The organism is Achromobacter xylosoxidans, from assembly GCF_001457475.1.
Classification (GTDB): domain Bacteria; phylum Pseudomonadota; class Gammaproteobacteria; order Burkholderiales; family Burkholderiaceae_B; genus Achromobacter; species Achromobacter xylosoxidans.
This window is the reverse complement of sequence record NZ_LN831029.1, coordinates 4,609,865-4,622,987: the sequence shown is the minus strand read 5'-3', so window position 1 is coordinate 4,622,987 and position 13,123 is coordinate 4,609,865. Positions and strand designations below refer to the sequence as shown.

The 13,123-nt window shown below is 70.1% G+C and carries 11 protein-coding genes and 1 tRNA gene; 7 read left to right on the top strand and 5 right to left on the bottom strand.

Annotation, left to right across the window (positions count from 1 at the left end; translation table 11 throughout):
• Positions 1–23: 23 nt before the first annotated feature.
• The 3 genes from AT699_RS20730 to AT699_RS20720 form a co-directional block, all read right to left on the bottom strand.
• A complete protein-coding gene (locus tag AT699_RS20730; RefSeq protein ID WP_054471904.1) occupies positions 24–866 on the bottom strand; it encodes a PhzF family phenazine biosynthesis protein in 843 nt (280 codons plus the stop codon).
• A gap of 74 nt (positions 867–940) precedes the next feature.
• Positions 941–1,570 (bottom strand): LysE family translocator, encoded by a 630-nt coding sequence (locus AT699_RS20725; protein ID WP_024069708.1) that lies wholly within the window; start codon positions 1,568–1,570, stop codon positions 941–943.
• A 36-nt stretch (positions 1,571–1,606) separates the two neighbouring features.
• Positions 1,607–2,011 (bottom strand): VOC family protein, encoded by a 405-nt coding sequence (locus AT699_RS20720; protein WP_058207621.1) that lies wholly within the window; start codon positions 2,009–2,011, stop codon positions 1,607–1,609.
• Positions 2,012–2,144: 133 nt separating this feature from the next.
• Between AT699_RS20720 and AT699_RS20715 the strand changes: the two genes are divergently transcribed.
• Entirely contained in the window at positions 2,145–3,491 is a 1,347-nt protein-coding gene (locus tag AT699_RS20715) for an aminotransferase-like domain-containing protein (RefSeq protein WP_024069706.1), read from the top strand.
• Between the two features lie 43 nt (positions 3,492–3,534).
• Here AT699_RS20715 and AT699_RS20710 read toward each other — a convergent pair whose 3' ends face one another.
• The gene (locus AT699_RS20710) at positions 3,535–4,503 is read right to left on the bottom strand and encodes an AraC family transcriptional regulator (protein ID WP_024069705.1); all 969 of its coding nucleotides are present in this window, start codon (positions 4,501–4,503) and stop codon (positions 3,535–3,537) included.
• Positions 4,504–4,706: 203 nt separating this feature from the next.
• Here AT699_RS20710 and AT699_RS20705 point away from each other — a divergent pair, with 203 nt between their 5' ends.
• The 4 genes from AT699_RS20705 to AT699_RS20690 are packed head-to-tail and all read left to right on the top strand — an operon-like array spanning position 4,707 to position 9,104.
• Positions 4,707–5,177 carry a (2Fe-2S)-binding protein gene (locus AT699_RS20705; RefSeq protein WP_006385128.1) on the top strand — a complete coding sequence of 157 codons (471 nt, stop codon included), beginning with the start codon at positions 4,707–4,709 and terminating at the stop codon, positions 5,175–5,177.
• Positions 5,177–7,465 (top strand): xanthine dehydrogenase family protein molybdopterin-binding subunit, encoded by a 2,289-nt coding sequence (locus tag AT699_RS20700; RefSeq protein ID WP_058207442.1) that lies wholly within the window; start codon positions 5,177–5,179, stop codon positions 7,463–7,465. Before AT699_RS20705 ends, AT699_RS20700 begins: the two co-directional genes overlap by 1 nt.
• Positions 7,466–7,517: 52 nt before the next feature.
• The gene (locus AT699_RS20695; RefSeq protein ID WP_197602764.1) at positions 7,518–8,090 is read left to right on the top strand and encodes a nucleotidyltransferase family protein; all 573 of its coding nucleotides are present in this window, start codon (positions 7,518–7,520) and stop codon (positions 8,088–8,090) included.
• Positions 8,091–9,104, top strand: a complete 1,014-nt coding sequence (locus tag AT699_RS20690; RefSeq protein ID WP_024069702.1) for an XdhC family protein — start codon at positions 8,091–8,093, stop codon at positions 9,102–9,104. It abuts the gene before it with no gap.
• A gap of 36 nt (positions 9,105–9,140) precedes the next feature.
• Here AT699_RS20690 and AT699_RS20685 read toward each other — a convergent pair.
• A tRNA-Cys gene (locus AT699_RS20685) sits at positions 9,141–9,214 on the bottom strand.
• Positions 9,215–9,381: 167 nt separating this feature from the next.
• On the opposite strand from AT699_RS20685, the gene AT699_RS20680 reads away from it, so the two are divergent.
• Both AT699_RS20680 and ptsJ read left to right on the top strand, forming a co-directional pair.
• A complete protein-coding gene (locus AT699_RS20680) occupies positions 9,382–11,646 on the top strand; it encodes an Orn/Lys/Arg family decarboxylase (protein WP_024069700.1) in 2,265 nt (754 codons plus the stop codon).
• Between the two features lie 110 nt (positions 11,647–11,756).
• Positions 11,757–13,052 carry a MocR-like B6 salvage transcription factor PtsJ gene (ptsJ, locus tag AT699_RS20675; RefSeq protein WP_047991338.1) on the top strand — a complete coding sequence of 432 codons (1,296 nt, stop codon included), beginning with the start codon at positions 11,757–11,759 and terminating at the stop codon, positions 13,050–13,052.
• The last annotated feature ends 71 nt before the right edge of the window (positions 13,053–13,123 follow it).

Here is a 13,123-nt window from a genome sequence, read left to right as displayed (position 1 = left end):
ATCGATCCGGCCCTCCCAACCGCTCAAACGGCCTGCAGCGTGCCGCTCACATGGATGCGGGTGTCGCCGCCGACCCAGACCTGGCCGCTGTCGTCACGCGATAGATGGACGCGGCCGCGCCGGCCCAGGCGCGTGCCCTGGGCGGCGACATAGTCGTGGTCGATCCATCCCTGCGCGAAGAACCACTGCGCCAGCGCGGCGTTCAGGCTGCCGGTGACCGGGTCCTCGACGATGGCGCCGGCCGGGTCGGAAAAGAACGCGCGCACTTCGAATGCGGCCTCGCCGCCCGGCGCGTGAGGGCCGATCACGCCGATGTCGACCGGCGTCGGCCAGCGTCCGGCCGGTTCGAGCGAGAGCACCTTCTCCGCCGACGCCAGCCGGATTCCCAGCCATCCCGGGCCGTTGTCGACCCAGGCCGCGGCCAGGATGTCGCGGGCCTCGATGCCCAGCAGCCGCCGCGCCTGCTCCAGTTCGTCCGCGTCCGGCGCGCCCGCGCGGATCAGCGGCGGGGCGGCGAAGGCCAGCCGCCGCGGGTCGCGCCGGATGCGCACCAGTCCGGCGCCGCACTCCTGCATGACGTGGATATCGTGGCGCGGCGCATGTGCCGCCAGCCACGCGTGGCAGGTGCCCAGCGTGGGGTGGCCGGCAAAGGGCATTTCGCGGTCCAGCGTGAAGATCCTGACGCGGTAGTCGGCCTGCGGATGGGTCGGCGCGACCAGGAACGTGGTCTCCGACAGGTTGAACCAGCGCGTCAGGCGTTGCATGTCGGACGTCGACAGCGCGTCGGCGCCGCTGACGACCGCGACCGGATTGCCGGCAAGCGGGCCGGCGCCGAAGACGTCGACCATATGGACGGTGAGAGGCATCATGTCAGTGCGCAGTTCGATGAAAGGGAAGCCGCGCCGCGCGGCGCGGGCAGGGGAGGGCGATCCATGCGGGCTCAGCCGCGCCAGAACAGCAGCTTCAGCCCCGCGGCGGCGAACACCGCGGCGAGCGCGCCTTCGATGGCGCGCCGCGCTCGCGCGTACAGGGCCGCCATCGACGCGGTCGAGAACAGCAGCGCGTAGCCGCCGAACACGCCCACGCCCAGGGCCACGCAGCCGCCCACGATGGCCGGCAGTTCGTGGGCGGCGCCGTCCGGACCCATCCCGAGCGAGATGATGGCGGTCCAGGCCATGATGGCCTTGGGATTGCCGACGTGCATGAACACGCCCTGGCGGTAACGGGCGCCGAGTCGCCCAGTGCTGCCCGCCGCGCGCGGCGCCGCGCAGGCCGCGGCCGGCCGCAAGGCGGATCGGCCCGTGCGCGCGGCCAGGTACAACAGGTAAAGGCCGCCCGCGATCTTGAGAAGCGCCAGGGCCTGCGCATAGGCGTTGAGCACGGCGGCGATGCCGGTGGCGGCCAGCAGCGCCCAGAACAGCGAACCCGTGACGACGCCGGCCGCCAGCGCCAGGGCCGGACCGCGGCCGTCGCGCATTGCCGTGGCCATGATGGCCATGGTGCTGGGCCCCGGGCTGGCGGTGGCGATCAGATAGGTGCCATAGACCATGGCGAGGTGGCTGGCATTCATGCCGGCTTGCTCCGGGTGAGACACCGCCTTGCGCCCTCAGGGCAGCAGGTCGGCGCGGTGGACGATGTGGATCTTGTTGCCGTCGGGATCGCGCAGGTAGGCGCCGTAATAGCCGTTGCCGTAGCGCGGGCGGGGCCCGGGGGCGCCTGCGTCGGCGCCGCCGTGCGCCAGGCCGGCGGCGTGCGCCGCGTCGACCGCGCCCGTCGAAGGCGCCAGAAAGGCCGTCATGGCGCCGTTGCCCGCGCTCGTGGGTTCGCCGTCATAAGGGGTGTAGACGTAAAAGCGCGGCAGCGCGGCGTGCGCCGCGACCCAGCACAGCGCCGCCGGGCCGCCATCGGGCGAGACGGGGCGGCGGCGCAGTCCGAGCGGGGACAGCACTGCATCATAGAAGCGGCCTGCGCGTTCGAGATCGCGCGTGCCGACGGTAACGTGGCTGAACATGGGTTCCTCCAGGCCGGCCGACATCGCGGCCGGAGCATCCGGCAGCGAACGGGCGGGAGACTGCGGGATCAACGTTACACTATTGAAGACAGCAAAAAGTGTCATGTGACGCTTATTTTTGGAGGCCGCCCGGATGCTGCTGCAATCGCCCTGGATTCCCCGCCTGGCGAACATCGAGGCCAGCCCGGCCGAGCGCCTGGCGCTGGCGCTGGCCGACGATATCGTCGAAGGGCGGCTGGCCGGCGGCGACCGCCTGCCGGCGCACCGCGACCTGGCCAAGCGGCTGCGCATCGGCCTGGGTTCGGTGACCCAGGCCTATGTGTCGCTGGAGCGGCGCGGCCTGACGCGCAGCGTGCAGGGGCGCGGCACGTTCGTCGCAAGCCGGCAGGCGCCGGGCGACGCGGTAATCGACCTGTCTTCCAACGCCCCGCCGGCCGCCCTCGATGCGCGCGTGCTGGCGCGCACCCTGGCCGGCATCGCGCGCAGCATCGACGCCGACCATTTCAATCTCTACGCGCCGCCGGGCGGCCACCTGGAACACCGCCGCGCGCTGGCGCGTTGGCTCGAAACCGTCGGCCTGCCCGTGGAGGCCTCGCACCTGGTGTTGACCAGCGGCGCGCGCCAGGCGCTGTCATTGGCCATCGAACTGGCCTGCGGCCCGCGGGGGGTGCTGCTGACCGAGAGGCTCACGTATCCCGGCGCCCTGGCCCTGGCGCGGAGGCAGGGCTGCCGTGTGCGGGGCGTCGAGATCGATGGCGAGGGCATGGTGCCGCAATCGCTCGCCGCCGCGCTCGAGGCGACCCCGGCAACGGCGGGCCGGGCGGTCTACCTGACCCCGACCCTGCACAATCCGACGACCGCGACGATGGGCGCGGCGCGGCGGCGGGCCATCGTCGACCTTTGCCGCCGCGCGGGCGCATGGATCATCGAAGACGGCGTCTATTCGGTGGCGGCGCCCCATCTGCCGCCGTTGGCGGCCCTGGCGCCGGACCTCTGCCTGCACGTCAATGGCATGTCCAAGGCGCTCGGCCCGGGTTTGCAGATCGGCGCGCTGGCGCTGCCCGCCGCCTTGCGCGACGCGGCGCGGGAACGGTTGCGCGACCTGCCAGCGGGGCCGTCCGCGCTTGCCTGTGCCGTGGTGCAGGAATGGCAGGCCAGTGGCATGATCGCCGCATTGCAGCGCGACTTGCTGCATGAGGCGCGGCGGCGCGCCGGCCTGGCCGCGTCGATCCTCGGGACGCATGCCCTGGCGTTGTCTGCCGACGCCTATCATGCCTGGCTGCCGATGGCGAGCGCGGCGGCCCGGCGCTTCGTGGCCGCCGCCGCCGACAGGGGCGTGCGCCTGACGCCGCCGGAAAGCATGATGGTCGATGCCGCGGACCGCCGGGCGGGCGTGCGGCTCTGCCTGGGCGGCCCCGCTTTCGCGGACCTGGAGATGGCCCTGACGCGGCTGGCGGGCCTGCCAGGCCGGGCGGGATGAGCGGGGGGCGTGCCCGGACCCGGCGCGGCCGGCGCCTGCCCGCTCAGGCTCCCACGACGTCCGCGGGCGCGGGCCCGGCCGGCCCCGGGCTGGCGCCGGGCTGTCCGCGCAGGGCCGCGATGTCGCGCTTGGGCGGCACGCCATACAGGCGGCTGTACTCGCGGCTGAATTGCGAGGGGCTTTCGTACCCCACCTTGAACGCGGCGCTGGCCACGTCCAGGTATTCGTTCAGCATCAGCCGCCGCGCCTCGTTCAGCCGCAGCCACTTCTGGTACTGCAGCGGGCTCATGGCGGTCAGCTGGCGGAAATGGTGGTGGAACGTCGGCGGGCTCATCTGCACGCGCGCGGCCAGGTCCTCCACCCGCAACGGCAGCGCGTAGTGCCGCTTCAGCCATGAGATCGCCCGCGCGATGCGCTGGCCCTGGCCATCCACGGCGGTGATCTGCCGCAGCCTGGCGGCCTGGTCGCTCATCAACAGGCGGTAGTGGATTTCACGCAGCACCAGCGGCGCCAGCACGGGGATGGCGTCGGGTTCGTCGAGCAGGGCCAGCAGGCGCGTGAACGGCGCCAGGATGGTCGGGGTTGCCGTGCCGATGCCGACACCGATTCCCTGGGCGCGTTCGCGCGGCGCCAGCGTGTCGCCCTGGGCGATGAGCTCGGCCAGGATGCGCAGGTCCAGCTTCAGCGCCAGCCCCAGGCAGGGGCGCTCGGGCGTCGCCGCGGTGACTTCCGAATCGCCGGGCAGGTCCAGTGACGTGATCAGGAAGCGTGAGGTATCGTAGGGAAATGCCTGCCCGCCGATCCACATCTGCTTGGCGCCCTGCACGACCAGGACGATGCTGGGTTCGACCAGGCAGGCGCAGGCCGGCGCCACCGCGTCGCGTCGGAACAGGCCCAGCCCCGCAATGGCGGTGTCGAAGTCGCCCGGCCCCGGGGTCCGTCCGCCGATGACGCGCGCCAGCGCCTGGCAGGAAATGTCATGATGCGCCGCCGCATCGGGTGTCAGTGTCATGGTTGGCCGCAACCTCCTGGGCGCACTGTACTCGCCCGGGAACGGCTTGCACACAAAGTCATCAATCCCTCATAGGATCAGGCAAGAAATTCAGCGAAATGCGCTACCAGCGATGGGCGCGATTGCGGAAAATGCTTGTGGGCAGGCACGCTGGACCGTCCTTGCCCGCTCCCCCACCCGCCACGCCCCATGAGGATCCCGCCATGACACGATTGCAAGTCAACGGTCAGCCCAAGGAAGTCTCCGTTCCCGACGATATGCCCCTCTTGTGGGTGCTGCGCGACGAGCTCGGCATGACCGGCACCAAGTTCGGCTGCGGCATGGCGCTGTGCGGCGCCTGTACCACGCACCTGGACGGGCAGCCGACCCGCGCCTGTGTGACGCCCGTGTCCGCCGCGGCGGGCCGGGCCATCAGCACCATCGAAGGCATGGCGGCCGACCCGGTCGGGCGCACCGTGCAGCGCGCCTGGGTGGAAAACAACGTGGCGCAGTGCGGCTACTGCCAGGCCGGCCAGATCATGACGGCGGTGGGGCTGCTCAAGACCACGCCGGCGCCGACCGAACAGCAGATCGACGAGGCCATGAGCGGCAACATCTGCCGCTGCGGCACCTATCCGCGCATCCGCGCCGCCATCCAGCAGGCGGCCGCGCAACTGGCCCAGGGAGGCAAATGATGACGACCACGATGCAGGTTTCGCGGCGCGGTTTCCTCAAGGGCGGCCTGGGCGCGTTGACCCTGGCGGTGACCGGCAATGGCCTGGTGAGCGCGGTGTGGGCGGCCGACGAGCCCAAAAAGTATGGCGCCGATTCCATGCCGGGCGGCACGGTGGACGACCCGCTGGCGTTTGTCTCGATCGCGGCAGACGGCACCGTGACCATCGTGGCGCATCGCGCCGAGATGGGCACCGGGGTGCGCACCAGCCTGCCGATGGTGGTGGCCGACGAGATGGAAGCGGCCTGGGACCGGGTGCGGGTGGTGCAGGCCGATGCCGACGAAGCGCGCTATGGCAACCAGAACGTGGACGGCTCGCGCAGCGTGCGCCACTTCCTGATGCCGATGCGGCGCGTGGGCGCCGCGGCCCGCCAGATGCTGGAAGCGGCGGCCGCCGCGCGCTGGTCGGTGCCCTTGGCCGAGGTGCGCGCCACGCAGCACGAGGTCGTCCATGCGCCCAGCGGCCGGCGGCTGGGCTATGGCGAGCTGGCGGCCGACGCCGCCAAGCTGCCGGTGCCGGCGGGCGATGCGGTCAAGCTCAAGACCCGCGCCGAATTCCGCTATATCGGCAAGGACGAGGTGCGCCTGGTCGACCTGGAGGCCATCGGCAAGGGCGAGGCCATGTACGGCATGGACATGCGCCTGCCCGGCATGGTCTATGCCGTGGTGGCGCGCCCGCCGGTGGTGGGCGGCAAGCTGCGCCGCGTGGACAGCGCCAAGGCGCTGGCGGTGCCTGGCGTGCTGAAGGTGGTGGAGATTCCCGCCATGGCCGGCGCGCCCGCCTTCCAGCCGCTGGGAGGCGTGGCGGTGGTGGCCAGCAATACCTGGGCCGCGATGCAGGGCCGCGCCGCGCTCGCCATCGAATGGGACGATGGCCCCAACGCGGCCTACGACTCGGTCGCCTACCGCGAGACGCTGACCGAGGCCAGCCGCAAGCCGGGCAAGGTGGTGCGCGACCAGGGCGACGCGCCGCAGGCCTGGGCCAAGGCCGGCGAGACCGAGCGCTTCATGGCGGAATACCACGTGCCGCACCTGGCGCATGCGTCGATGGAGACGCCGGTGGCGACGGTGCGGATCCAGGACGGCGCGGCCGAGGTCTGGACCTCGGTGCAGAATCCGGCGGCCGCGCAGGAGGCGGTGGCCAAGCGCCTCAAGCTCAAGCCCGAAAACGTCAAGGTCCACGTGCTGCTGCTGGGTGGCGGCTTTGGCCGCAAGTCCAAGCCGGACTATGTCGACGAGGCGGCCATCGTGGCCCAGGCCATGCCCGCCGGCACGCCGGTCAAGCTGGTGTGGACGCGCGAAGACGACATCCACCACGACTACCTGCATACCGTGTCGGCCGAGCACCTGGAGGCCGTGGTCGGCAAGGACGGCAAGGTGCAGTCCTGGCTGCACCGCAGCGCCGCGCCGACCATCGCGTCGCTGTTCACCGAGGGGGCCAAGGGCGAGCAGTTGTTCGAGTCGGCCATGTCGGCCATCAACATGCCCTACGTGATTCCGAACGTGCGGGTCGAAACGGCCGAGGTCGCCGCCCACGCCCGCATCGGCTGGTTCCGTTCGGTGGCCAACATTCCGCATGCGTTCGCGGCGCAATGCTTCATCGCCGAGCTGGCGCACCGCGCCGGCCGGGACCACAAGCAGTATGCGCTGGACCTGATCGGCCCGGCCCGCCGCATCGATCCGGGCACGCTGGCGGACACCTGGAACTACAGCGAATCGCCCGAACGCTATCCCTACGACACCGGCCGCCTGCGCGGGGTGATCGAGGCGGCGGCCAGCGGCGCCAAGTGGGGGCGCGAGCTGCCGAAGGGGCATGGCCTGGGCCTGGCGTTCTGCTACAGCTTCATGAGCTACACGGCCACGGTGGTCGAGGTGGCGGTGGACGAGAAGGGCGAAGTGCGGGTGGTGGCCGTGGACATGGCGCTGGACTGCGGCCCGCAGATCAAGCCCGAACGCATCCGCGCGCAGATGGAAGGCGGCGCCATCATGGGCCTGAGCCTGGCGCTGCTGGGCGAGATCACCTTCGAGAAGGGGCGCGTCAAGCAGAACAACTTCTACGACTATGAAGTCCTGCGCCATAATGCATCGCCGCGCGTGATCCGCACGCACCTGGTCAACGACGACCATGCCCTGCCGCCAGGCGGCGTGGGCGAGCCGCCGGTGCCGCCGGTGGCGCCGGCGCTGTGCAACGCCATCTTCGCCGCCACCGGCAAGCGGGTGCGCAGCCTGCCGGTGCGCAGCGTCGCTTAGGACCACCGGGGCAGACCGCACCGCGAAAAGAGCCGATTCCGCCATGCCGCCAATGGATACACCTGTCGTCATCGTGCTGGCCGCCGGCCGGGGCGAGCGCTTTGCGCGCTCCGGCGGCGCCCGGCACAAGCTCGATACGCCCCTGGCCGGCATCGCGGTGTTGCAGCGGGTGCGGGATACGGTGGCGCGGTCGGGCCTGCCCTGCCATGTGGTGCTGCCCGGCGACGATCCGGCGGCCGGCATGGGCGATTCCATCGCCCGCGGCGTGCGCGCCACGCCGCGGGCGGCGGGCTGGCTGATCCTGCCGGGCGACCTGCCGCTGGTCGGCGCCGACAGCCTGCGCCGGGTGGCGCGGGCCCTGGCGGCCGCCACGGTGGTGCAGCCGTTCTGGAATGGCCGGCAGGGCCACCCGGTCGGCTTTGGCCGGCCCTGCTACGAGGCCCTGGCGCGGCTCTCCGGAGACAAGGGCGCCGCCGCGGTGGTGGCGGCGCGCCGGCAGGCCGGCGAGGTGTTGGCGCTGGCCCTGGACGATCCGGGCATCGTGGCCGATATCGATACATTGGAAGACCTGGCGCGGGCCGAGTCGCTGCTTGCCGCCCGCCAGTCCCTGCAAGGAGCGGACTGAATGGAAAGTGTGGATGTACGCGTGTTGCGCGCCGCGCGCGACTGGGCCATGGCGGGAGAGCGGGTGTTGCTGGCCACGGTGGCGCGCACCTGGGGATCGTCGCCGCGCCCGACGGGTTCGATGATGGCGCTGCGCGAGGACGGCCGCTGCGTCGGCTCGGTTTCGGGCGGCTGCATCGAGGACGATCTGGTGCTGCGCTATACCCGCGCCCACGGCGGCGCGGGCATGCCGCATGCGACGCCGGAACTGGTGCGCTATGGCGTCCACGCCGACGATGCGCACCGCTTCGGCCTGCCTTGCGGCGGCACCCTGGAACTGCTGCTGGAGTTCGATCCCGACGTCGCCGCGCTGGACACGCTGGTGCGGCAGCTGGAATCCGGGCAGCTGGTCCGGCGCAGCGTCGACTGCGCGACGGGCGCGGTGACGCAGGCGCCGGCTTCGGCGCCGCAGGCCCTGCATTTCGATGGCGCCACCCTGTCCAGCACGCTGGGGCCGCAGTACCGCATGCTGCTCATCGGCGCCGGCGCGCTGGCCGAGTACGTCGCGACCATGGCGCTGTTCAACGATTTCGCGGTCACGCTTTGCGATCCGCGCGTCGAGCACCTGGGCGCCTGGTCGGTGCAGGGCGTGCGCCTGACCACCGAGATGCCCGATGATGCCGTGCGCGCCATGCGTCCGGACACGCGCACCTGCATCGTGGCGCTGAGCCACGATCCCAAGCTGGACGACCTGGCGTTGCTGGAGGCGCTGCACAGCCCGGCCTTCTATGTCGGCGCGATCGGCTCGCGGCGCAACACCGACCTGCGCCGCCAGCGGCTGATCGAGCATTTCGACGAGACCGAGGAATCGCTCAAGCGCCTGCGGGCGCCGGTGGGCCTTTACATCGGCAGCCGCACGCCGGCGGAGATCGCCGTCAGCGTCATGGCCGAGATCCTGGCCGTCAAGAATGGCGTGGCCTTGCCCGCCACGCTCTCGGTGGCCGTCGCCAAGACGCGCGAACCGCGCGCCGCCTAGCGGCCCCGCCGCTGCCGCGCGCGGCCCCCAATGGCCTGGAGGCGCGGGCTGGAATCGAACCAACCTGGACGGATTTGCAATCCATCGCATGACCACTCTGCCACCGCGCCGTTACGTCCTGGTTTGTCCTGACGTGGATATAATTATGTCATAGGACAAAACAAAGGCAAGCGGAAAACCTGCATCGCATCGCGCCGTGAGGATTGCCGTGGCGCTGCGCCGTTGTCCTTGAAGCCGGGCTGCCCCGCGGGCGGCCATCCATCGATCGAGGACAACGATGCTGTTTCAATTTCCTATCGTCATCATTGACGAAGACTTCCGTTCCGAGAACACCTCCGGCCTGAGCATCCGGGTGCTGGCCGAAGCAATCAAGGCGCAGGGTTTCGAGGTGCTCGGCACCACCAGCTATGGCGATCTCAGCCAGTTCGCGCAGCAGCAGAGCCGGGCCAGCGCCTTCATCCTGTCGATCGACGACGAGGAACTGACGCATGGCGAAGGCCTGGCGCCGGCCTTGCTGGCGCTGCGGGAATTCATCGGCGAGGTGCGACGCCGCAATGCCGACGTGCCGATCTACGTCTACGGGGAGACCCAGACGGCGCGCCATCTCCCGAACGACATCCTGCGCCAGCTCCAGGGCGTCATCCATATGTTCGAGGACACGCCGGAGTTCGTTGCCCGCCACCTGGTGCGCGAGGCCCGCGCCTACCTGGAAGGCGTCAAGCCGCCGTTCCTGAAGGCGTTGCTGGACTATGCCGAGGATGGCTCGTATTCCTGGCACTGCCCCGGGCATTCCGGCGGCGTGGCCTTCCTGAAAAGCCCGGTCGGGCAGATGTTCCACCAGTTCTTCGGCGAGAACATGCTGCGCGCGGACGTGTGCAACGCGGTCGAGGAACTGGGGCAATTGCTGGACCACAACGGCGCCATCGGCGCGAGCGAGCGCAACGCGGCCCGCATCTTCAACGCCGACCATTGCTTTTTCGTGACCAATGGCACCAGCACCAGCAACAAGATCGTGTGGCATCACACGGTGGCTCCGGGCGATGTGGTCGTCGTCGACCGCAACTGCCACAAGTCCATCCTGCACAGCATCATCATGACGGGCGCCATTCCCGTGTTCCTGCGTCCGACGCGCAATCACTTCGGCATCATTGGGCCGATCCCGCGCGGCGAATTCGACGTCCAGGCCATCAAGGACAGGATCCGAGCCCACCCATTGCTGCGCCACGTCGACCCGGAGCAGGCGCGTCCGCGCATCCTGGCGCTGACCCAGTCCACCTATGATGGCATCATCTACCATACTGAGACGATCAAGGCCGCGCTCGACGGCTATGTGGATGTGCTGCATTTCGACGAGGCCTGGATGCCGCACGCGGTGTTCCACCCGTTCTATGGCGCCTACCACTGCATGGGCCGGCGGCGGCCGCGGCCGAGCCGCTCGATGGTGTATTCGACCCAGTCCACGCACAAACTCCTGGCGGGGATCAGCCAGGCCAGCCATGTCCTGGTGCAGGATTCGATGACACGCAAGCTGGACCGCCACCTTTTCAACGAGGCCTACCTGATGCACACCAGCACCAGTCCGCAGTACGCCATCATCGCCAGCTGCGACGTGGCGGCCTCGATGATGGAGCCGCCGGGCGGCACGGTGCTGGTGGAGGAAAGCATCGCCGAGGCCATGGATTTCCGGCGCGCGATGCGCGAGGTCGGTTCGCATCTGGCCGCGCACGATTGGTGGTTCAAGGTGTGGGGACCCGACGCCCTGGCGCCGGAAGGCATCGGCCCGGCCGAGGATTGGATCATCCGCGACGAGGGCGACGGACAGGACTGGCATGGGTTCGGGCCCCTGGCCGACGGCTTCAACATGCTGGATCCGATCAAGTCCACCATCGTGACGCCGGGCCTGGACCTGGCCGGCAATTTCGCCGCCGAGGGCATTCCGGCGGCGATCGTCAGCAAGTTCCTGGCCGAGCACGGCGTCATTGTCGAGAAGACCGGCCTGTACAGCTTCTTCATCATGTTCACCATCGGCATCACCAAGGGCCGCTGGATCTCGCTGGTGACGGCGTTGCAGCAGTTCAAGGAGGATTACGAGCGCAACCAGCCGATGTGGCGGGTGCTGCCGGATTTCTGCGCGAAACACCCGCGCTATGAAAACCGGGGATTGCGCGACGTATGCCAGTCCGTGCACGAGACCTATGCCGCCCACGATATCGCCCGCCTGACCACGCGCATGTACCTGGCCGACGTGACGCCCGCGATGAAACCCAGCGACGCCTACGCCTGCATCGCCCAGGGGCGCACCGAGCGGGTGGAGGTCGACCATCTCGAAGGCCGGATCACCACCAACCTGATCACGCCGTATCCGCCCGGCATTCCCCTGCTGATCCCCGGCGAGGTCTTCAACCGCACGATTGTCGAGTACCTGAAATTCTCGCGCGAGCTGAACCGCGAATGCCCGGGGTTCGGCACCGATATCCACGGTTTCGTGGAACTGCCCGACGAGGGCGGCAAGCCGCGCTACTACGTGGACTGCGTCGCGTAGCCGGCCGGGGGGCGCGCTTTCGCCGGCAAGGCAATCATGTCAAACTGGCGCATTGACTTCATGGCGCCATCGTTATGTCAGCGCCCTTGCCGGTATTGACCCAGGCCCATATGAAAATACAAGGAAAGACCGCCGCGGAGATCTTCGAGAGCGTGCGCGGCCTGCTGCAATCCGGATCGTTGCGGGCGGGGCAGGCGCTGCCGCCAGTGCGCGACCTGGCGATCGAGCTGGACGTCAACCGCAACACGGTCGCCGCCGCCTATAAGCGGCTGGCGACGGCGGGGATCGCCTTGACCCAGGGGCGCCTGGGGACGATCATCCGCGACCCGTCCGGTCCCCGGGAACAGGAGGGCGCGCAGGCGGATACGCCGCTGGCGGACCTGGCCAGCGGCAATCCGGATCCGGCCTGGCTGCCCGACCTGACCGCGGCATTCGCCGCGCGTCCGTACGTGCCCCGGCTGTACGGCGAAGCCACCGTCAACCCGGGCCTGGAAGACTACGCCCGGGGCTGGTTCACGCCGGACTGCCCGGCCGCGTTCGAGATCAACCTGACGCATGGCGCGGTCGACGCCATCGAGCGCCTGCTGGGTTCCTACCTGGTGTCCGGCGACCGGGTGGCGGTCGAGGACCCGTGTTTCCTCAGCAGCATCAACATGTTGCGGGTTGCGGGCCTGCAGCCGGTCGGGGTGCCGGTCGACGCGGAAGGCATGCAGGCGCAGGCGCTGGAAGCGGCGCTGGAAAAGGGCGCACGGGCCGTCATCCTGACGCCGCGGGCGCACAATCCGACCGGGTGCGGGCTGAGCGCGAAGCGCGCGCGCGCCCTGGCGCGCGTGCTGGCCCGGCACCCGCAAGTGATGGTCATCCTGGATGACCATTTCGCCTTGCTGTCCGAGGCCGCTTACCACAGCGCGCTGGCGCCGCAGACGCAGCGCTGGGCACTGATCCGGTCCTTCTCGAAGGCGCTGGGCCCGGACGTGCGGGTGGCGCTGGTCGCCAGCGATGCCGCCACCTCGCGCCAATTGCGCACGCGGCTGGCCTCGGGCACCGGCTGGGTCAGCCATCTGCTGCAGGACATGGTGGAAGTGACCCTGGGCCAGCCCCAGGTGGCCAGCCAGATGGCGCGGGCGCGCCAGGACTATGCCGCGCGCAGGCGGCAGCTGGAAGATGCATTGCGCGAGCAGGGGCTGCCCTGCCTGGAGAACGGCGACGGCCTCAATCTCTGGGTGCCGCTGGATACCGACGACCAGGCGGTCGCCCTGGCGCTGGCGCGCAAGGGCTGGCTGGTGCGGCATGGCGGCGCCTTCGGGGTCCAGGGCGGCATCAATGGACTGCGGATCACGCTTTCCGGCATGACGCCCGCCCAGTGCCGCAAGTTGGCGCAGGATATCGGGCACAGCCTGCGCTGAGCCACGGCGCGGCGCGCCATATCGGGTTGTCATTCAATGCTCGCGCGTCCGTGGCGGCCGCGCGTCGCTTG